The following is a 19391-nucleotide window of genomic DNA, read 5'->3' on the forward strand; positions in this document are numbered from 1 at the left end:
CCTGTCGCTGATGGTGGGCGACCCGGAGGCGGATCGCGCCGTGCCACCGACCGGCTTCACCGCATGGCTGACGCTGTTCACCGCGGGGGCGATGGCGTTCCTCACGGTTTTCGCGCTGGCGCTGTCGCTGGCCACCGGCCGGCTGGCCGATCGCTGGTCCTCCGAACTGGCGCGCACGGCGACGCTGCGCATCTCGGCGCCGCCCGATCAGGTGGCGGCCCAGACGCGCGCGGCGCTGAAGGTGCTACAGGAAACCCCCGGCATCGCCACCGCCCGCGCCATGACAGAGGCCGAGCAGAAGGCCCTGCTGGAGCCGTGGTTCGGCCCCGACCTGCCGCTGGATACGCTGCCGCTGCCGCAACTGATCGAGATCACCGAGACCGCGCAGGGCTATGACGCGACCGGCCTGCGCGCGCGGCTGCAGGCCGAGGTGCCGGGCGCGGTGCTGGACGATCACACCCGCTGGCGCGAGCCACTGGTCGCCGCCGCGAGCCGCCTGCGCACGCTGGGCTTTGCCGCCATCGCGCTGATCGCGGCCTCGACCGCGGCGATGATCACGCTGGCCGCGCGTGCCGCGCTGGCCGCCAATGCGCAGGTCATCCGGGTGTTGCGGCTGGTGGGCGCGCGCGATGTCTACATCGCCCGCGCTTTCGTGCGCCGCTTCACGCTGCGCGCGCTGGCAGGCGCGGCAGCAGGCACCGTGGCCGGCATGGTGGCGATCTGGCTGTTGCCGCCGGCCGCACCTGCCGGCGGATTCCTGACAGGCCTTGGCTTTCAGGGCGCGGGCTGGCTCTGGCCGTTGGTCATTCCGCCTCTGGCCGCTATCGTGGCTTTCGCGGCCACGCGCGCCGCGGCGCTGCGGACGCTGAGGAAACAGACATGAGATATGCCTTGCAATGGCTGCGCTCGCTGCTGTTCATCGTGCTGATCTATGGCGCGATGCTGCCTTATGCGCTGGCCTATCTGCCATGGGCCATTGTCAGCCCGCGCGGGGCCACTGCCGCCGCGCATGGCTGGTGCGGCTTTGTGAAATTCGCCGCGCGCTGGCTGGTGGGCATTCGCACCGAGGTGCGCGGCACACCGCCCACGGGCGAGGTGATGATCGCGGCCAAGCACCAGTCCTTTCTCGACATTATCCTGATCTACTCGGCCGTGCCACGCGGCAAGTTCATCATGAAGCGCGAGCTGATTTGGGCGCCGATCCTTGGCCAATACGCGCTGCGGTTGGGCTGCGTTCCGGTCGACCGGGGCAAGCGCGGCGCGGCGATCAAGAAGATGGTGGCCGATGTCGCCGCCGGTCGCGCCCTGCCGGGGCAACTCATCATCTACCCGCAGGGCACGCGGATCCCGCCGGGCGTCAAGGCACCCTACAAGATCGGCACCGGCATTCTTTATCAGGAACTGGCACAAGACTGTGTGCCGGTCGCCTGCAACGTGGGCCTGCTGTGGCCCAAGCGCGGCATCTATCGCAAGCCGGGGCTTGCCACGGTCGAGTTTCTACCGCCGATCCCCCCCGGCCTGCCCACCGCCGCCTTCATGAAGCGGCTGGAGGACGCGGTCGAGGGCCGGTCCAACGCGCTGATGGCTGAGGCCGGGTTCCATCCCGACGAGGCCGCCGCGTGAACGGTCGAGCCCGGGCGAAAGGAAAGCAATGACGCCGATAACCGACATTGCCGCACTCGAAGCGCTCTATGGCGCGCCCAGCAAGGCGGCGCTGATCAAGGTCGCAAGGCGGATGACGCCGGAATACCGCCGCTGGATCATGGCCTCGCGGTTCTGCATCCTGTCTACGGTCGGGCCCGAGGGGACTGATGCCAGTCCGCGCGGCGACGATGGCCCTGTCGTTCAGGAACTGGACGCGCAAACGCTGCTTCTGCCCGACTGGCGCGGCAACAACCGCCTCGATTCGCTGCGCAACATCGTCCGCGACGGGCGGGTCAGCCTGATGTTCATGGTCCCCGGCTCGACCAACGTGATCCGTGTGAACGGCCAAGCGGTGCTGACCGAGGATACTGCGTTGCGTGCCCGCTTCACCCGCGAGGGGGCGACACCGCGTACCGTCATCGTCGTCACCATCGCCGAGATCTACAGCCAATGCGCCCGGGCCATCATGCGCGCCCGTCTCTGGACCGGTGGCGACCAAAGCGCTGGCTTGCCGACAATGGGCGAAATCCTTGCCGCGATGGAACAGGGCTTCGACGGGCAGGCCTATGACGAGGAATGGCCCGACCGCGCGGCGCGCTCGATGTGGTAGTTCAGCCCATCAGGCAGTCGGAGACCTTTACGTCGACCACGATATAGGTGCCGGGGCCGTAATCCTGCCCGCCGACGTTGATGAACAGCTTCGAGCCTTCGGTGAACACGTCGTCCGGTTTCAGCGCGACCGTCGACAGGGTCGGATTTGGCGCGGCCCCGGTGAACAGAACGCAATCCACCAGAAAATCAAGTATGTAGCCATTGAACGTGGCCTCCGGGAAATGCCCGGGTTCGCCATCAGGATAGGTGATGGCGATGCGGTTTTCCGAGATATCCACGACCGACGGCACAAGATCCCAGCCGTTCTGCACCCCCTCGGGGCCAAGCCCGTATTCCACGCCCGGCCCCACCGTCGCCGGGTGGCGTTCCCCGGAGAAAAGCGGCGCGGCACGATCCTGCCAGACCATCGCGCCAAAGGTCACCGCCCGGCCCATCAGCCCGTCCGCCGCCGCCGGCCCGGCCGCCAGCGCGATGGCCAGCGCCGCGGCGGCGCGGATCATGCGGCCAGGCCCTTGGTGCCCAGCCCGAGGTACTTCTTGCGCCGCTCGTCGCGGATCTGCTTGCGCGACTTGTTCTTGAGCTGGTCGAGCATGCCATCAAGGGCGCGGCCGACACTGCCGATCGCGGCAATGCTGTCGCGATGCGCGCCGCCCACCGGCTCCTTGATGATCTGGTCGCAGACACCCAGTTCGCGCAGGTTCTGCGCGGTCAAACGAAGCGCCTCGGCGGCCTCCTTCATCTTGTCGGCATCTTTCCACAGGATCGAGGCGCAGCCCTCGGGCGAGATCACCGAGTAGATCGAATGTTCCAGCATCGCCACCTTGTCGGCCGTGGCGAAGGCCACCGCGCCGCCCGATCCGCCCTCGCCGATGATGACGCTGATCATCGGCACGCCGATCTGCAGACATTTCTCGGTTGCGCGGGCGATCGCCTCGGACTGGCCGCGCTCCTCGGCGCCCTTGCCGGGATAGGCGCCGGGGGTGTCCACCAGGGTGATCACCGGCAGGTTGAACCGGTCGGCCAGATCCATCAGGCGGATCGCCTTGCGGTAGCCCTCGGGCCGGGCCATGCCGAAATTGTGTTCGATCCGGCTTTTGGTGTCGTTGCCCTTCTCATGGCCGATCACCACCACGGGCCGCCCGTTGAACCGCGCCAGCCCGCCCATCACTGCGTGGTCGTCGGCAAAGTTCCGGTCGCCGGCCAGCGGCGTGTATTCGGTGAAAAGCCCCGCAATGTAGTCCTTGCAATGCGGCCGGTCGGGATGGCGCGCCACCATGCATTTGCGCCACGGATCAAGGTTGGAATAAAGCGAGACCAGCAGATCCGACGCCTTCTTGTCCAGCGCGGCGGCCTCCTTCTCGATGTCCATGCCTTCGTTGGCGCGGGCCATCGCCCGCAACTCCTCGGCCTTGCCCTCGATCTCGGCGAGAGGTTTCTCGAAGTCCAGGTAATTGGTCATGCATGCGCTCCGATGGGTTGGCCCGATATAAGGCCCAGCGGGGCCAACATGCAACTCGCGCCAGCGCGCGGCGGGGCTTGACGGGCATGGTCACATGGCCGAAACCGCTGCCAGCCCCAGCCAAGGAGACCGCCCATGCGCACCGTCTATGTCAATGGCGCCTACCTGCCCGAAGATGAAGCCAAGGTTTCGATCTTCGACCGCGGCTTTCTGATGGCCGATGGCGTTTATGAGGTGACCAGCGTTCTGGGCGGCAAACTGGTGGATTTCGCGGGGCATGCCGAGCGGCTGAAGCGCTCGCTGTCAGAACTCGACATGGCCGCGCCGATGGACGACCCGGCGCTTCTGGAGGTCCACCGCGAACTGGTGCGCCTGAACGGCATCGACGAGGGGATGGTTTACCTGCAGATCACCCGTGGCGCGCCGGGCGACCGTGACTTTGTCTTTCCCGACCCCGAGGAAACCCCGGCCACCGTGGTGCTGTTCACCCAGTCGAAGCCCGGACTTGCCGCCAATCCGGGTGCGAAACAGGGGATAAAGGTCATCGGCATCGAGGATCAGCGCTGGGGCCGGCGCGACATCAAGACGGTACAGCTTCTTTACCCCTCGATGGGCAAGATGATGGCCAAGGCGGCCGGCGCCGACGATGCCTGGATGATCGAGGACGGCCATGTGACCGAGGGCACGTCGAACAACGCATATATCGTGAAGGGCGGCGCGATCATCACCCGCCACCTCGGCACGGAAATCCTGCACGGCATCACCCGCGCCGCCGTTCTGCGTTTCGCGCGCGAGGCGCAGATGGTGGTCGAAGAACGGCCGTTTACCATCGAAGAGGCGCAGCAGGCAGACGAAGCGTTCATCACCTCCGCCACTACCTTCGTGATGCCAGTGGTCGAGATCGACGGCGCGCCCGTCGGCGGTGGAAAGGTCGGCCCCGTCGCCACCCGCCTGCGCGAGATCTACATCGAGGAAAGCCGCAAGGCTGCGGTCTGAGCGGTCGGCGCGGCTAGTCCTGCGCCTTCCACCAGCCGGGATAGTCGCGGACGATTCCGTGTTCATCCACCGTCAGCCGGGCAGAAAACCCGGTATCAGAGGCATAGTCGTATTCCGTCTCTGACACCCGCGTATAGCGCTGCTTCAGCGGCTTGAGCATCCAGTCAGACGGGTCGAGCCATGCCGCCACCGCCTCGGCGCTGTCGCCTACCGCCAGATTCATCCGCCTGATCGCCAGCGTGTTGGTCGCAGGGGTGACGCCAAGGTCGAAATCCAGCGCGCCGCGCACCTCGGGCACCTCGATGCCGTTCATCATCCAGCGCCCGTCACCCTCATGTTCGAAGGTAAGCATTGGTACGTCCCCGATCCGGGCCCGGCGGGTCACGCCATCGGCCGCGGCGCGCACCCTGTAATGCAGGAATTGGCCCGCGGTTTCCGAGGTGCTTCCCTCGATCAGCAACTCGTCATCGATCAGGGCAAAGCGGCAGGCGTCATTGCCGGGCCGGTCCTGACGTAGCCACATCACCGCGACCGCGCCGGCGATCATTCCTTCGTCCCCACGTTCTCGGCAAAGGCCTTGGTGAAGGCGGCCTTCTTGGCCTCGTCGGCGGGCGTCTGGTGCTGCGCGACCCAATCGCCATAGGGCATGCCGTAAAAAATCTCGCGCGCCTCATCCTTGCTCATTTCAATGCCGCGCGCGTTGGCGGCTTCCTGATACCAGCGGCTCAGGCAGTTGCGGCAGAACCCGGCCATGTTCATCAGGTCGATGTTCTGCACGTCGGGGCGGGTATTCATCAGGTGATCGCGCAGCGCTCGGAACGCTGCGGCTTCCAGTTCGGTGCGGGTGGTGTCGTCCATGTCGAACCCTCCTCAGTCCAAGAGGCCCAGCGCGCGGGCGCCTTCCAGAAGGCTGCCGGCGATGACATGCGCGTCGCGCGTGCCGGCAGGGCGCTGGTCGGGAACTTGCACCACGGTCATGCCCGCGGCAAGGGCGGCAGCGGTGCCGGGATCGGAATCCTCGAAGACGAGGCAGCGCGTCGGATCGGCACCCAGTCCCTGTGCGGCGTGCAGGAAGAGGTCCGGCGCGGGTTTCGGCCGGGCGACCCGGTCGCGCCCGTGCACATGGGCCGGGTCGAACCGGTGCGCCAGCCCCGCCAGCCCCAGCGAGCGATGCGCGGCATGGGTGCGCGAATTGGTCGCGATCGCGCGCGGCAGCCCACCCCGGTCCAGCGCGTCCAGCAATTCGGTCACGCCGGGGCGCAGCGGGATCGGGCCGGTCAGCGCCGTATGCACGGCCGCGTCCCAGGCCGCCATGAAGGCATCGACATCCACCATGTCGCCCATTTCCCTCCGGACCTCTGCAACCCCGTCTTCACCGGTGGTGCCGACCATCTGCGCCAGCAGTCCGGGCCGTGGCGGCAAGCCAAAATCCGCGAAAGTATCCAGTCCGGCCTGCACGACCAGCCGTTCGGTATCCAGAAGCGTGCCGTCGAGGTCGAAGATCACGGCGGAGAACTGCACGTCATTCATCGTCCCGTGGCCTCCAGCGCCGCGACAAGAACAGGCGCTAGCCGCGCAGCCCAGCCCTCCTGCTGTTCGGTCGTGGCGATCAGGTCGTTGCGCAACTCGATCAAGACGTTGGGCCGGCCGGCGTTCAGCGCGTGACGATCCACCGAATCACCGGGCAGGTGGCCGGAATAGGGTTGATTGTCGCCGACGCACAGGTCGGCCTCGGTGCGCAGCCGCTCGACCAACCGCCGCGATAACTCGTCATCAAGATGCGAATAGAGAATGCCGATCTGCCACGGACGGGGCGGGCGCCCGCGCAGCTGCGGGGTAAAGCTGTGGACGGCGCAGACAACCGTGTCGGGCCGGCGGGCGGCCAGCACATCGTAGGCTGCGTGATAAGGGCGATAAAGCCGCTCCAGCCGCTCTTCCAGTTCTGCCCGCCCGGCGTGGCGGTTGGCCGGGATGATCGTGCCGTCGTAGAGCCGCATCAGCAGCGTCGGGTCGTCCTCGCCCCGGTTGGGGTCGATCACCAGCCGGGAAAACCGCGTCAGGATCGCCGGGCTGTCGAGGTGCCGCGCCAGTGCCCGCGTGACGCCTGCCGCGCCCGGATCATAGGCGATATGGCGCGCCATTTCGGCCGGCGGCAAGCCAAGGTTTCCGCCACTCACCCAGTCCGGGACCGTGTTGGCAGCATGGTCACAGGCAACAAGCCAGCGCCCCGGTCGGTCATTTCCGTCGATTTCATAGGCGTCGGGGGTCATGCAGGCGTTGTCTGTCCTTGAGAATGCAGCCCGGTCCCTTTAGGCCAGTTGTGAGCGGATTGGAATTGCGCAATAAGGTCGCCGACGCGGGCGTTAGCGGTAACGGCCGCCAACCCGACCCGGCCCCTGCACGAAGGATCCTTCGCATGAAACGCCATCGCAACGTCAAGATCGTGGCCACCCTGGGCCCGGCGTCCAGCACCTACGAGATGATCCGCGCCCTGTCCGAGGCGGGCGCAGATGTCTTTCGCCTGAATATGAGCCACGGCGATCATGCCGAGATCGGCGCACGCCACGCGCTGATCCGGCAGGTCGAAGCCGACCTCGGCAGCCCGATCGGCATTCTCGCCGACCTGCAGGGGCCGAAGTTGCGCGTCGGCACCTTTGCCAATGGCGAGGAAGAACTGGTCGAAGGGCAGGAATTCCGCCTTGATCTGGACGATGCGCCGGGCGACGCGACCCGCGTGCGCCTGCCGCACAAGGAAATCTTCGATGCGCTCGAACCCGGGTCATCGCTGCTGGTCAATGACGGCAAGATTCGGCTCAAGGTCAAGGAATGTGGCGCGAACTTCGCCAATTGCATCGTTACGGTCGGGGGCGTGATTTCAAACCGTAAAGGCGTCAACGTGCCCGACGTGGTTCTGCCGCTGGCCGCGCTGTCGGAAAAGGACCGCAAGGATCTCGAATTCGTCTGCAACCTCGGGGTGGACTGGCTGGCGCTGTCCTTCGTGCAGCGGCCCGCCGACGTGATCGAGGCACGCGAACTGGCCAAGGGCCGTGCTGCGATCCTGTCGAAGATCGAGAAGCCCGCCGCGGTCAAATCCTTTGACGAGATCCTTGCCGTTTCCGACGGCATCATGGTGGCGCGTGGCGATCTGGGCGTGGAAATGCCGGTGCAGGCCGTGCCGCCAATCCAGAAGCAGCTGGTGCGCAAGTGTCGCGCAGCCGCCAAGCCGGTGATCGTCGCCACCCAGATGCTCGAATCGATGATCGAAAGCCCGATGCCGACCCGTGCCGAGGTCAGCGATGTCGCAACCGCCATCTATGAAGGTGCCGATGCGATCATGCTGTCGGCCGAAAGTGCCGCCGGCAAATATCCGGTCGAAGCGGTCACGACGATGAGCAACGTCGCTGCCGAGGTCGAGCGCGACCCGACCTATCGCGATGTCATCGAAGCTTCGCGCAAGGCCAAGCGCACCTCGACCGCCGACGGTATCGTGGCCGCCGCGCGCGAGATCGCCGAGACGACCGACATCAAGGCCATTGCCTGCGTCACGCAGTCCGGCACCACCGCGCTGCTGGTCGCGCGCGAACGCCCGCGCGTTCCGATCATCGCGCTGACCATGGTGCAGGCCACCGCGCGCAGGCTTTGCCTGACATGGGGCACCAACTGCTTCATCATCGCGCCGGTCAATCGCTTCAAGGGTGCGGTGCTGGCCTCGATCCGCGCCGCCAACGCGGGTGACTTTGCCGAACCGCAGGACCTGATCGTGGTCATCGCGGGCGTTCCGTTCAACACACCGGGGTCCACCAATATCCTGCGCGTGGCGCCTTGCGAGGAACGTTTGATTTTCGCCTCAGAACCGGAGTAACATTTCCCGCAGGGGATATGTGAAAGGGTACGGCCCATGCAGGCGGATCTGATGTTCGTCATCGGCCTGGTGGTTCTTGCCCTCGCGGTGCCCGCTGTCGTCGGTGCAATTTTCGAAGGGCGTACCCCCACGACGGTGGCCTTGCTGGTGCTGATCGGCGGCGGCCTTGTTGGCGTCGCTGTTTACCAGCGCCCCGGCTTCTACAGCATCTCGACCGTTCCGGATGTCTTCGTGCGCGTGGTCGGCCAGTATTTGAACTGAGCCGCGCCTACTTGCCAGCAGCCACGAAACCGCTTAGAGGGACGCTTCCAACCGCGCGGCCGGCCGATGTGGCATGCCGAGTCGTGCGCTTAACCACTCGAAAGAGGAGATGGAAATGCCCAAGATGAAGACCAAGTCGAGCGCCAAGAAGCGCTTCAAGATGACGGCGACCGGCAAGGTCGTTGCCGCCCAGGCGGGCAAACGCCACGGCATGATCAAACGGACGACGAAGTTCATTCGCGACGCGCGGGGGACCACGACCCTTGCCGCGCCCGACGCGAAGATCGTCAAGTCCTACATGCCCTACGACCGCTAAGGAGGCCCGCCCATGTCCCGTACCAAAGGTGGAACCGTCACCCATCGCCGTCACAAGAAGATTCTTGACGCGGCCAAAGGCTATTACGATCACCGCAAGCGGACCTTCAAGGTCGCCAAGCAGGCGGTCGACAAGGCCAACCAGTATGCGACCCGCGACCGCAAGGCGCGCAAGCGCAACTTCCGCGCGCTGTGGATCCAGCGGATCAACGCCGGCGTTCGCGCCTTCGACCCGGAACTGACCTATTCGCGCCTGATCAACGGCCTGACCAAGGCCGGCATCGAGGTGGACCGCAAGGTTCTGGCCGATCTCGCCGTGAACGAGCCCGAGGCGTTCAACGCCATCGCCGATAAGGCCCGCGCCGCACTGGCCGCCTGATCGCGCCACATCGGATTGTCTGAAAGCCGTCCCGGTCCCCGGGGCGGCTTTTTGCTTTGGGCAGGTGGGCCGCCGGTGTAGCGTCGCGAAAACAGAAAGGCGCCGCCATGAAGGTCATCGGCACAGGTTTCGGGCGCACCGGAACCGATTCGATGCGCAACGCGCTGAACATGCTGGGCTTCGGTCCGACCCACCACATGTTCGAAGTCAACGCCAGCGAGACTCAGAAGGCGCGGTGGCGGCAACTGGGCGCCGGGGCCGCGCCGGACTGGGACCTACTTCTCGAAGGGTTCGGCGCTTGCGTCGACTGGCCCTCCGCCGCCTATTGGCCCGAGATTCTTGCCCATTGGCCCGATGCCAAGGCGATTCTCACCTACCGCGACCCCGACAGCTGGTTCGAAAGCTACGCCCGCACCATCGGCCCGCACATCATGAAGGGGCCCGACGATGGCAGCGTCGGCCAGACCATTATCCGCGACAGGGTGTTCGGCGGCCGTGCAATGGACCGCGACCACGTCATTTCGGTCTACAACGCCAACATCGCCAAGGTGCGCGACACCGTGCCGTCCGACCGGCTGCTGGTGCACAACCTTGGCGACGGGTGGGAACCGCTCTGCGCCTTTCTCGGCGTGCCGGTGCCGAAAGAGCCGTACCCTCGCGGCAATGACACCGCGACGTTTCAGGCCCGGATTGCCGAAAGGGCGGCACAAACCGGCGACTAGGGTGCGATAACCGCCGGCCGGGGCATGGCGGACCTACCGGTTCAGAAACGCCTTCACGGTTGTGTCCAGCGCGCCCCAGTCGGTGAATTCGTGTTCGCCCGCGTCGGGATCATAGTCGCGGCCGCGCATTACCACGTGCCGCACCACCTGCGCTGCGAAATAGTCGTAGTGATGGGTCCGGATCGCACCGGCGACCAGCGCCACTTCGGTCGGGCGAAACCCCGTGCGCATCTCCATTTCGACAACGTAGTCCTGCGCCTCTTCCGCGCCTTCCGCAAACGCGGCGTTCATGCTGACCGACAGCATCAACGTAGGTCGCGCGGCAAGCTCTTTGCGGCAGGCGGCCACGCATACCTCGAAACCCTCGGGATGGCGGCGTTCATGCACCGGGGCGGCAAGGATCACCTTGTCCACGCCGTCGAATTCAGGGCGCGGCCCGCTGCCGCCGATATCGACCAGCACATCTTCGTGCCCGGTCCCGCGGACCTCGCGCGCGACATGGCGGGCGATCTTCTCGGTCTGTCCCTCGATGCTGGCGTAAAGGATCAGGATCTTCATCTCGGCCTCCGTGCAGGGCTTTTCCACCGGCCCAGAGTGAACGCCTCGGCACTGCGCCGCCTTGTCCCATGTCAAGAAGCGGCGCAATCTTGCGGCGCAGGGCAGGTGGGGGTGAACATGCACGTTCTTATTATCGGGGCGGCCGGAATGCTGGGGCGCAAGCTTGCCCATGCGCTGGCCGGCGCGGTGCGGCTGGGTGGCCAGCGGGTGACGCGCCTGACGCTGGCCGACGTGGTGCCGCCACCGCTGCCCGGCGGCATCACCGCCACGGCCGAGGCTGTGGACCTGCGCCGCGCCGGCGTTGCGGCGGCACTGGTGGCCACGCGCCCCGACGTGATCTTTCACCTCGCTGCCGTCGTCTCGGCCCAGGCCGAGGCCGAGTTTGAAACCGGCTATGCTGTCAATCTCGACGCCACGCGCGCGCTTATGGATGCGATCCGCGCGCAGCCCGACTATTGCCCGCGCCTTGTTTTCACCTCGTCCATCGCAGTCTTCGGCACGCCCTTTCCGGCGCGCATCCCCGATGCATTCCCGACGCGCCCGAAATCCAGCTACGGCACCCAGAAGGCGATGGTCGAACTGCTGCTCGACGATCTGACGCGGCGTGGCCATGTTGATGCCATCTCGCTGCGCCTGCCCACGATCTGCATCCGCCCCGACGCGCCCAACCGGGCGGCGTCCGGCTTTTTCTCCAACATCCTGCGCGAGCCGCTGATGGGTAAACCCGCCGTGCTGCCCGTGCGCGACAGCCTGCGCCACTGGTTCGCCAGCCCCCGCGCCGCCGTCCGTTTCCTGATGGAGGGCGCGGTGATCGAAGGCGCGGCGCTGGGCCATGACCGCGCGCTGACGCTGCCGGGCCTCTCGGCCACCGTCGCAGAGGCGATCGAGGCGTTGCGCCGGGTTGCGGGGCAAAAGGCGGTGGACCTGATCCATCATGCGCCCGACCCCGCCATCGCCGCCATCGTCGAGACATGGCCGCAGGATTTCGAGGCGGCCCGCGCCCGCGCGCTTGGCTTTACCGCCGAGGCCAGCTTTGACGAGATCATCGCCGCCCATATCGAGGACGAGATGGGCGGCCGCCTGCCCTGACCCCGCCCTTGCGCGAAACCCCCGCGCAAGGTAGCACCGCGCCGGAACGACGATGAGGGCCGCACCGATGGACGCGCTGCGCAACAAGTATCTGGGGCTGATCGCCGACGCCGCCGACGAGGCCGCGATCGAAGACGTGCGCATCGCCGCGCTGGGCAAGAAAGGCGAGATCAGCCTGAAGATGCGCGAACTGGGCGGGATGAGCCCCGAGGAGCGGCAGGTCGCGGGCCCCGCTCTGAACGCGCTCAAGGACGAGATCAACAGCGCGCTCGCGGCCAAGAAGGCCGCGCTGGCCGATGCCGCGCTCGATGCCCGCCTGCGCGAGGAATGGCTGGACGTCACGCTGCCCGGCCGGCCCCGGCCCGCCGGCACGCTGCACCCGATCAGCCAGGTCACCGAGGAAGTCACTGCGATCTTCGCCGACATGGGCTTTGCCGTGGCCGAAGGCCCGCAGATCGACAGCGACTGGTATAATTTCGACGCGCTGAACATCCCCGGCCACCACCCTGCGCGGGCCGAGATGGACACGTTCTACATGCACCGCGCGCCGGGCGATAACCGCCCGCCGCACGTGCTGCGCACCCATACCAGCCCGGTGCAGATCCGCACGATGGAGCGGATCGGCGCGCCGCTGCGCGTCATCGCCCCGGGCCGCGTCTATCGCGCCGATTACGACCAGACCCACACGCCGATGTTCCATCAGGTCGAGGGGCTGGCGATCGACACTGACATCTCCATGGCCAACCTCAAATGGTGCCTTGAGGAATTCGTGAAGGCCTATTTCGAGGTCGACCATGTCGACCTGCGGTTCCGCGCCTCGCACTTCCCCTTCACCGAACCCTCGGCCGAGGTCGACATCCGCTGTTCGTGGGAGGGTGGCACACTGAAGGTGGGGCAGGGCGACGACTGGCTGGAGATTCTGGGCAGCGGCATGGTGCATCCCAAGGTGCTGCAGGCCGCGAACGTGGACCCGGCGAAATGGCAGGGCTTTGCCTTCGGTCTGGGGATCGACCGGATCGCGATGCTGAAATACGGCATCCCCGACCTGCGCGCGTTTTTCGATTCAGACCTGCGCTGGCTGCGCCACTACGGCTTTGCCGCGCTGGACGTGCCGACGCTGCATGGCGGGTTGAGCCGGTGAAATAGCGCCCCGCCCGGCATCGCCGGGCAGCCCCCGACCCTCCCCCCGGGAGGGGGCTTTGCCCCCACCCAGGGCCGGGGGCCGCCCTCTGTGGTTTCGTTGAAAGGCTTCCGCCATGCCCGCCACCCTCGCCACCCTGCAAACCCGCTATCCCGGCGCGGTCACCTTTCGCTTCGGCGATGGGCCTGACTTGTGCAACCGGCTGCTGGCGCTGGTGCGGTCGGGGGCCAAGCGGGCGACGTGCGGGCGATTGCAGGATTTCCTCGATGATCCCGCCGCGATGCCCGCCGAGGGCCGCTGCGACATCGCCACCACGTGGGACGGCACGCCTGCGCTGGTCATCCGCACGCGAAAGCTGATCCGCATCCGGTTCTGCGACGTCACATGGGATCTCGCCCGGCAAGAGGGCGAGGACGCGGCGCTGTCTGGCTGGCAGGAGGGGCATCAAGGATTTTTCGCCCGCAATGGCGGCTTTGACCCCGAGATGCTGCTGCTTTTCGAAATCTTCGATCTGGTCGAGGATCTGGCCCAACCCCCCGGGGGCTGATCCGCGACACCGCGCGCCGTTTTCGGGCGCGCCTCTAGCGGGCCGCGGCGCAACGCTGGGCCGACCTAACGGATACCACCCATGCTGACCATCACGATCGTTGAATCAAACCCCCGCCCGATGCCGCCGCAGGCCACCCATTTCCTGCGCGAATTCGCCGCGCTGGCGCCCGACACCGCGTTTCGCGTCATCGCGCCCTATGACGCCCCCTTCGTCCCGGCCCAGTTGGATGGCACTGACGGCGTGGTCTTCACTGGTTCCTCGGTGGACTGGGGCGCTGGCGATGTGCGGGCCGAACCGCTGGCCGTTGCCATGCGCGCGGCCTTCGCGGCGGGCCTGCCGGTCTTTGGGTCATGCAACGGAATGCAACTGGCCGCCGTGGTTCTGGGCGGCGCTTGCGAAGCCTCACCCCGCGGACGCGAAGATGGCGTGGCCGTCGCCGTCACGAAAACACCCCAAGGGCGGGCGCATCCGCTGCTTGCCGGGCGGCCCGACAGCTTTGCGGTGCCCTGTATCCACCGCGACAGCGTCAGCCGTCTGCCGCCGGGCGCGACGCTGCTGGCCGGCAATGACCATTCGCCGGTGCAGGTCTTTGCCCAGATCGGTGATGGCGTCGATTTCATGGGGTGCCAGTACCACCCGGAATTCGCGCCGGTATGGCTGGCCGACATCCTGCGCGGGCGCGGCGCTGATCCGGCGCTTTGCGACGCGCTGCATGATGCATCGGAACGGCCCGCTGCGGCGGCGCGGCTGGGCATCGACGGGGCCGACCTTGCCCCGGCGGCCCGGGTCACCGAGTTGCGCAATTGGCTGGCCCATGTCGCGACGCGGGCGCGCGCGGCGGCCTAATTTCCGACGTGGATGAAGGCCGCACCGCCCGCCACGATCCGGCGTACGGGTCCGGTCGGCTGCGGTGCCTGAGGCAGTGGCGAGGGGGCAGCGCCGGCCGCCTTTGTCGCGGTCGAGGCCGCGGCGGGCGCTTGCGCAGTCAGTGCGCCGTCCAGTCGGGTCTGAGTGCTGACGTCACAGCCCAGTCGCCCGACGATCGAATTGACACCCTTGGCGTTGCAGGCCGCAGCAGCCCCGCCAGCAGTCGTCACCTCGCCGGGGACGGCATCGGCGTTGGCCTGCTCGCGTGCATGCTCGATCGCCAGCGGCGACAGCAACAGCGCGATCCCGATCACGATCAGGATTGGGCCGCGCAAGGGTGTCCGTTGTGTTTTCATCTTCTGCTCGTTCTCTCAGCAGACATCATAGCCACGCAGGGTGTCGGAATTGTGGTCGCTTCGCGCCCCTCTTTCGTCCGCCCGGCCTTTCGGCTAGGACCGCCGGGAAACCCGGACCCAGCGCAGTCAGGAGGCAGGTCCATGAGACTTTTCGATAGCAGCAACAGCACGCGTAACCCTCGCACGCGCCGGACATGGGCCCTGTTCGAACTGGCCCATACGTTGGTGGACTTCGGCGCAGCGCTCTGCTTCATCATCGGCTCGGCGATGTTCTTCTACGCGTCATTGCAGGTGGCGGCGACGTGGTTCTTCCTTGTCGGCTCTTTCCTGTTCGCCGCCAAACCCACCCTGCGCTTCTGGCGCGAGATCAAGCTTCTGCGGATCGGCGATTACGCCGACCTTGCCGACCGGACCCGGAACTGAGGACAGACACATGAAATTCACGCTCAGCTGGCTCAAGGAGCATCTGGAGACCTCGGCCACCGTGTCCGAGATCGCCGAGGCGCTGACCGATCTGGGGCTCGAAGTCGAAGGTGTCGAGGACCGGGGCGCTGCGCTGAAGGATTTCGTCATCGGCAAGGTGCTGCACGCCGAGAAACACCCCGATGCCGACAAGCTGCGCGTCTGTCGCGTGGCCACTGACGAGGGCGAGGTGCAGATCATCTGCGGCGCGCCAAACGCGCGCGAGGGCATCACGGTGGTGGTCGCCAAGCCGGGCGTCTACGTGCCGGGCATCGACACGACCATCGGCGTGGGCAAGATCCGCGGGATCGAAAGCTTCGGCATGATGGCGTCCGAGCGCGAGCTGGAGCTGTCGGACGAACATGACGGCATTATCGAGCTGCCTTCGGGCGAGGTGGGGCAGCGGTTTTCCGACTGGCTGGCCGCCAACGACCCGGCCCGCGTCGATCCGGTGATCGAGATTGCCATCACTCCCAACCGCCCCGATGCGCTGGGCGTGCGCGGCATCGCGCGCGATCTTGCCGCGCGGGGTCTGGGCACGTTGAAACCCAACCCCTTCGCTGCGGTGCCCGAGCAGTTCGACAGCGACATGACCGTGACGATCGACGCCGACACCGCCGATGGCTGTCCGGTCTTTTGCGGAAGGGTGATCCGTGGCGTGTCCAACGGCCCGTCGCCGAAATGGCTGCAAGACCGGCTGCGTGCGATCGGGCTGCGCCCGATCTCGTTCCTTGTCGATGTGACCAACTTCTTCACCTACGACCTCAACCGCCCGCTGCACGTCTTCGACATGGCGAAGGTCAAGGGCGTGCTGCGGGTCCATCGGGCGCAGGGCGGCGAGGTGCTAACCGCGCTCGACGACAAGGACTACACGCTGCGGCCCGGCATGATGGTGATCTCCGACGAGACCGGCCCGGAAAGCATCGCCGGCATCATGGGCGGCGCGGCGACGGGTGTGTCCGAGGACACGACCGAGGTTTTCGTCGAAAGCGCCTACTGGGATCCGGTGCAGATCGCGCTGACCGGCCGCGCGCTGAAGATCAACTCCGACGCGCGCTACCGGTTCGAGCGTGGGGTCGATCCCGCCTTCACCCCCGAGGGGCTGGAACGCGCCGTGCGGATGATCGTGGATCATGCCGGTGGCGAGGCCAGCCAAGCCATTGCTGCAGGCGCCGTGCCGCATCTTGACCGCGCCTATCGGCTGGACGCGAAACGGGTGCAAAGCCTTGTCGGGATGGAGATCCCGGAGGCCGAGCAGCGCCGCACGCTGACCGCTCTGGGCTTTCGCCTGGAAGGTGCGATGGCGCATGTCCCCAGCTGGCGCCCCGATATCCAGGGTGATGCCGATCTGGTGGAAGAGGTGGCGCGCATTGCCTCGCTGACCAAGCTGCAAGGCAAGCCGATGCGCCGCCCGACCCCGGGCGTGCCGCAGCCCGTCCTGACGCCGCTGCAACGGCGCACCTCTGCGGCACGGCGGATGGCGGCCGCGCTGGGCTACAATGAATGCATCACCTACAGCTTCATCGACCGCGAGGCGGCCGCCCTTTTCGGCGGCGGCGACGATGCGACGATGCTGGAAAACCCGATCTCGGCTGATCTCAGCCACATGCGCCCGGCGCTGCTGCCCGGCCTGCTGCGCGCCGCGGCCCGCAACCAGGCGCGCGGCTTTGCCGACATGGCGCTGTTCGAGGCGGGCCATGCTTTCCACGGCGGCGAGCCGGAGGAACAGCACCTGCTGGTGACCGGCATCCTTGTCGGCCGCACCGGGCCCAAGGACGTGCACGGCACCGCGCGCCCGGTCGACATTTACGACGCCAAGGCCGACGCCGAAGCGATTCTGGCCGCGATGGGCGCACCCGCCAAGGTGCAGATCCTGCGCGGCGCGGCCAACTGGTGGCACCCCGGCCGGCACGGCATGATCTGCCTTGGCCCCAAGAAGGTGTTGGGCGTCTTTGGTGAGCTGCACCCCCGTGTGCTGCGCGCGATGGATGTGAAGGGCCCTGTCGTGGCTTTCACCCTTTGGCCCGAACAGGTGCCGCTGCCGAAATCGCGCAGCGCCACGCGGCCCGCGTTGGTGGCCCCCGACCTGCAACCGGTCGAACGCGATTTCGCCTTCGTCGTCGATGCGCAGGTCGAGGCGCTGACGCTGGTTAATGCGGCGCAGGGGGCCGACAAGGCGCTGATCGCCGAGGTGCGCGTCTTCGACCAATTCATCGGCGGCAGCCTTGGCGAGGGCAAGAAATCGGTCGCGCTCACGGTGCGGCTGCAGCCGACCGAGGCCACGCTGAAGGAAGCCGAGATCGAGGCCGTCTCGGCCCGCATCGTCGAGAAGGTCGGCAAGGCCACCGGCGGCGTTCTGCGCCGCTGATAAAGTCCACGGGCGGCGTCCTGCGCCGCTGATACCGTCGCGCCGCAACGTCGTCGCGCAGGGGCCTTGCCAAATTGCAGGGGTCCTGCGCCAATCCACGCCATGGAACACGATTATGTGATCGTTGGTGGTGGGGCGGCCGGGGCGACGCTGGCCGCGCGACTGTCCGAAGACCCGACCGTGTCGGTCTGCCTTGTCGAGGCGGGCGGCGACGGGCGTGGCATATTGGTGCGTGCCCCGGCGCTGACCGCGGCCATGATCTCGGGCCGTCCGAAGTTGAATAACTGGGCGCTGCACACCGTACCGCAGCCGGGGCTGAACGGCCGCCGCGGGTTCCAGCCACGCGGCAAGGGGCTGGGCGGCTCTACCGCGATCAACGCCATGCTCTACGTCCGCGGCCACCCGCGCGACTACGACGAATGGGCTGATCTGGGCGCGGAGGGCTGGGACTGGGCCAGCGTCGCACCCTACTTCCGCATGTCCGAACGCAATCAGCGCGGCGCCGACGCGCTACACGGCGATGCCGGCCCGCTGCAGGTCGCCGACCAGAACGACCCCCGCGCCATCGCCGACGCCTTCGTGCAGGCGGCGGAAACCCTGCAAATCCGCCGCAACCCCGATTTCAACGGGCCGGTGCAGGAGGGCGCGGGGCTTTACCAGGTGATGCAGTATTTCGACGGCCCGCAGCGGGGCGAACGTTGTTCTGCCGCGGCGGCCTACCTGTTCCCGGCGGCGGGGCGGCGCAACCTGACCGTCATCACCCGCGCGCTGGTGCAGAAGATCACCGTTGCCGATGGCCGCGCCACCGGCGTTCTGGCCCGCTTCGGCGGCGAGGACCGGCCGCTGCGCGCCCGGCGCGAGGTGATCCTGTCGGCAGGCGCCTTCGGCACGCCGCAACTGCTGCTGCTGTCGGGGATCGGCCCCGAGGACGAGTTGCGCGCGCATGGGATCGCGCCCCTCCACGTGTTGCCGGGCGTCGGGGCGAACCTGCAGGACCACCTCGATTACGTCATCAGCTACACCTCGCCGCGCCGCGATGTCGTCGGGCTGAACCCGCGGGGCCTGTGGGATCTGGCCCGCGCCGGGCTGCGCTGGCGCAAGGATGGAAGCGGCCTTTTCGCCACGCCCTTTTCCGAAGGTGGGGCCTTTGTCCGCAGCCGTCCCGGCCTCGATCGGCCGGACCTTCAGATCCACTTCGTCGTCGGCATCGTCGACAATCACCTGCGCAAGATCCACCTTGCCCACGGCTTCTCGTCCCACGTCTGCGTGCTGCGCCCTGAAAGCCGTGGAACGGTCGGCCTGACCTCGTCCAATCCGGCCGCCCCGCCTCGGATCGACCCCGCGTTCCTCTCGGCCCCCGCCGATCTTGGCACTCTCATGGCCGGGGCGCGGCTGATGGACGATCTGCTGAAGGCGCCGCCGCTTGCGCCGTGGCGGGGCCGCAGGCTTTACCCTCATGACGGCAGCGACGCCGCGCTTGAAGCCGATATCCGCGCCCGCGCCGACACGATCTATCATCCCGTCGGCACCTGCCGGATGGGCACCGATGACATGGCCGTGACCGATACCGCCGGGCGCGTACACGGGTTGGGCGGGCTGCGCGTCGTCGATGCCTCGCTCATGCCGCGGCTGATCGGCGGCAACACCACCGCGCCCACCGTGATGATGGCCGAGAAGATTGCCGCGGGCCTCCGCGCCGGGGGCTAAGCGCCGCCGCGCCGCAGATTTTCCTTGGCAGATCGCGGGCCCC

24 protein-coding genes are annotated in these 19391 nt (G+C 67.2%); 16 read left to right on the plus strand and 8 right to left on the minus strand.

The annotated features are described in order from the left end of the window. Positions 1-10 precede the first annotated feature (10 nt). From GC146_RS09420 to GC146_RS09430, 3 genes are read left to right on the plus strand one after another with little or no spacing between them, the layout of a single operon-like run. Complete coding sequence (locus tag GC146_RS09420) at positions 11-883, plus strand: FtsX-like permease family protein (protein WP_291838503.1); 873 nt, start codon at positions 11-13, stop codon at positions 881-883. Continuing rightward, positions 880-1623, plus strand: coding sequence for a lysophospholipid acyltransferase family protein (locus tag GC146_RS09425; protein ID WP_291837362.1), 744 nt, complete (start codon positions 880-882; stop codon positions 1621-1623). The genes GC146_RS09420 and GC146_RS09425 overlap by 4 nt, the downstream gene beginning before the upstream one ends. Before the next feature lie 28 nt (positions 1624-1651). Further along, the gene (locus GC146_RS09430) at positions 1652-2254 is read left to right on the plus strand and encodes a pyridoxamine 5'-phosphate oxidase family protein (RefSeq protein WP_291837364.1); all 603 of its coding nucleotides are present in this window, start codon (positions 1652-1654) and stop codon (positions 2252-2254) included. Position 2255: 1 nt separating this feature from the next. Here the strand turns inward: GC146_RS09430 and GC146_RS09435 are convergent, their stop codons facing one another. Together GC146_RS09435 and GC146_RS09440 are read right to left on the minus strand one after the other, a co-directional pair. Next, positions 2256-2756, minus strand: a complete 501-nt coding sequence (locus GC146_RS09435) for a hypothetical protein (RefSeq protein ID WP_291837366.1) — start codon at positions 2754-2756, stop codon at positions 2256-2258. Then, positions 2753-3715, minus strand: coding sequence for an acetyl-CoA carboxylase carboxyltransferase subunit alpha (locus GC146_RS09440; RefSeq protein WP_291837368.1), 963 nt, complete (start codon positions 3713-3715; stop codon positions 2753-2755). The genes GC146_RS09435 and GC146_RS09440 overlap by 4 nt, the downstream gene beginning before the upstream one ends. A gap of 135 nt (positions 3716-3850) precedes the next feature. On the opposite strand from GC146_RS09440, the gene GC146_RS09445 reads away from it, so the two are divergent. Continuing rightward, entirely contained in the window at positions 3851-4711 is an 861-nt protein-coding gene (locus GC146_RS09445) for a D-amino-acid transaminase (RefSeq protein WP_291837370.1), read from the plus strand. A gap of 13 nt (positions 4712-4724) precedes the next feature. On the opposite strand, the gene GC146_RS09450 is transcribed toward GC146_RS09445, so the two are convergent. From GC146_RS09450 to GC146_RS09465, 4 genes are read right to left on the minus strand one after another with little or no spacing between them, the layout of a single operon-like run. After that, the gene (locus GC146_RS09450) at positions 4725-5258 is read right to left on the minus strand and encodes a putative glycolipid-binding domain-containing protein (RefSeq protein ID WP_291837372.1); all 534 of its coding nucleotides are present in this window, start codon (positions 5256-5258) and stop codon (positions 4725-4727) included. After that, positions 5255-5569, minus strand: coding sequence for a DUF1244 domain-containing protein (locus GC146_RS09455; protein WP_291837374.1), 315 nt, complete (start codon positions 5567-5569; stop codon positions 5255-5257). The genes GC146_RS09450 and GC146_RS09455 overlap by 4 nt, the downstream gene beginning before the upstream one ends. Positions 5570-5581: 12 nt before the next feature. Next, complete coding sequence (locus GC146_RS09460; protein WP_291837376.1) at positions 5582-6241, minus strand: HAD family phosphatase; 660 nt, start codon at positions 6239-6241, stop codon at positions 5582-5584. Continuing rightward, positions 6238-6981: an N-formylglutamate amidohydrolase gene (locus tag GC146_RS09465; RefSeq protein WP_291837377.1), complete on the minus strand. Its 744-nt coding sequence runs from the start codon at positions 6979-6981 to the stop codon at positions 6238-6240. The genes GC146_RS09460 and GC146_RS09465 overlap by 4 nt, the downstream gene beginning before the upstream one ends. Before the next feature lie 146 nt (positions 6982-7127). On the opposite strand from GC146_RS09465, the gene pyk reads away from it, so the two are divergent. The 5 genes from pyk to GC146_RS09490 all read left to right on the plus strand — a co-directional run bounded on the left by pyk (position 7128) and on the right by GC146_RS09490 (position 10250). Next, positions 7128-8573 (plus strand): pyruvate kinase, encoded by a 1446-nt coding sequence (gene pyk / locus GC146_RS09470; RefSeq protein ID WP_291837379.1) that lies wholly within the window; start codon positions 7128-7130, stop codon positions 8571-8573. A 36-nt stretch (positions 8574-8609) separates the two neighbouring features. Then, a complete protein-coding gene (locus GC146_RS09475) occupies positions 8610-8834 on the plus strand; it encodes a hypothetical protein (RefSeq protein WP_291837381.1) in 225 nt (74 codons plus the stop codon). A 115-nt stretch (positions 8835-8949) separates the two neighbouring features. After that, positions 8950-9150, plus strand: a complete 201-nt coding sequence (rpmI, locus tag GC146_RS09480) for a 50S ribosomal protein L35 (RefSeq protein WP_291837383.1) — start codon at positions 8950-8952, stop codon at positions 9148-9150. A 12-nt stretch (positions 9151-9162) separates the two neighbouring features. After that, positions 9163-9528 carry a 50S ribosomal protein L20 gene (gene rplT / locus GC146_RS09485; RefSeq protein WP_291837385.1) on the plus strand — a complete coding sequence of 122 codons (366 nt, stop codon included), beginning with the start codon at positions 9163-9165 and terminating at the stop codon, positions 9526-9528. A gap of 107 nt (positions 9529-9635) precedes the next feature. After that, complete coding sequence (locus GC146_RS09490) at positions 9636-10250, plus strand: sulfotransferase family protein (protein WP_291837387.1); 615 nt, start codon at positions 9636-9638, stop codon at positions 10248-10250. A 33-nt stretch (positions 10251-10283) separates the two neighbouring features. Here GC146_RS09490 and GC146_RS09495 read toward each other — a convergent pair whose 3' ends face one another. Then, positions 10284-10808, minus strand: coding sequence for a flavodoxin domain-containing protein (locus GC146_RS09495; protein ID WP_291837389.1), 525 nt, complete (start codon positions 10806-10808; stop codon positions 10284-10286). Positions 10809-10925: 117 nt separating this feature from the next. On the opposite strand from GC146_RS09495, the gene denD reads away from it, so the two are divergent. The 4 genes from denD (at position 10926) to GC146_RS09515 (ending at position 14434) form a co-directional block, all read left to right on the plus strand. Further along, positions 10926-11897 carry a D-erythronate dehydrogenase gene (gene denD / locus GC146_RS09500; protein ID WP_291837391.1) on the plus strand — a complete coding sequence of 324 codons (972 nt, stop codon included), beginning with the start codon at positions 10926-10928 and terminating at the stop codon, positions 11895-11897. 67 nt (positions 11898-11964) lie between these two features. Then, positions 11965-13038 (plus strand): phenylalanine--tRNA ligase subunit alpha, encoded by a 1074-nt coding sequence (gene pheS, locus GC146_RS09505; protein WP_291838505.1) that lies wholly within the window; start codon positions 11965-11967, stop codon positions 13036-13038. Positions 13039-13153: 115 nt separating this feature from the next. Beyond that, complete coding sequence (locus GC146_RS09510) at positions 13154-13585, plus strand: ASCH domain-containing protein (RefSeq protein WP_291837393.1); 432 nt, start codon at positions 13154-13156, stop codon at positions 13583-13585. An 81-nt stretch (positions 13586-13666) separates the two neighbouring features. Next, the gene (locus GC146_RS09515; protein ID WP_291837394.1) at positions 13667-14434 is read left to right on the plus strand and encodes a type 1 glutamine amidotransferase; all 768 of its coding nucleotides are present in this window, start codon (positions 13667-13669) and stop codon (positions 14432-14434) included. Here GC146_RS09515 and GC146_RS09520 read toward each other — a convergent pair. Next, a complete protein-coding gene (locus tag GC146_RS09520; RefSeq protein ID WP_291837396.1) occupies positions 14431-14811 on the minus strand; it encodes a hypothetical protein in 381 nt (126 codons plus the stop codon). The genes GC146_RS09515 and GC146_RS09520 overlap by 4 nt on opposite strands. A gap of 141 nt (positions 14812-14952) precedes the next feature. On the opposite strand from GC146_RS09520, the gene GC146_RS09525 reads away from it, so the two are divergent. From GC146_RS09525 to GC146_RS09535, 3 genes are all read left to right on the plus strand, one after another. After that, entirely contained in the window at positions 14953-15234 is a 282-nt protein-coding gene (locus GC146_RS09525; RefSeq protein ID WP_291837398.1) for a YrhK family protein, read from the plus strand. Between the two features lie 10 nt (positions 15235-15244). After that, the gene (pheT, locus tag GC146_RS09530) at positions 15245-17641 is read left to right on the plus strand and encodes a phenylalanine--tRNA ligase subunit beta (protein ID WP_291837400.1); all 2397 of its coding nucleotides are present in this window, start codon (positions 15245-15247) and stop codon (positions 17639-17641) included. A 102-nt stretch (positions 17642-17743) separates the two neighbouring features. After that, complete coding sequence (locus tag GC146_RS09535; RefSeq protein ID WP_291837402.1) at positions 17744-19348, plus strand: FAD-dependent oxidoreductase; 1605 nt, start codon at positions 17744-17746, stop codon at positions 19346-19348. The last annotated feature ends 43 nt before the right edge of the window (positions 19349-19391 follow it).

Origin of the sequence: Limimaricola sp., from assembly GCF_016125575.1 — a bacterium.
Classification (GTDB): Bacteria; Pseudomonadota; Alphaproteobacteria; order Rhodobacterales; family Rhodobacteraceae; genus WGLM01.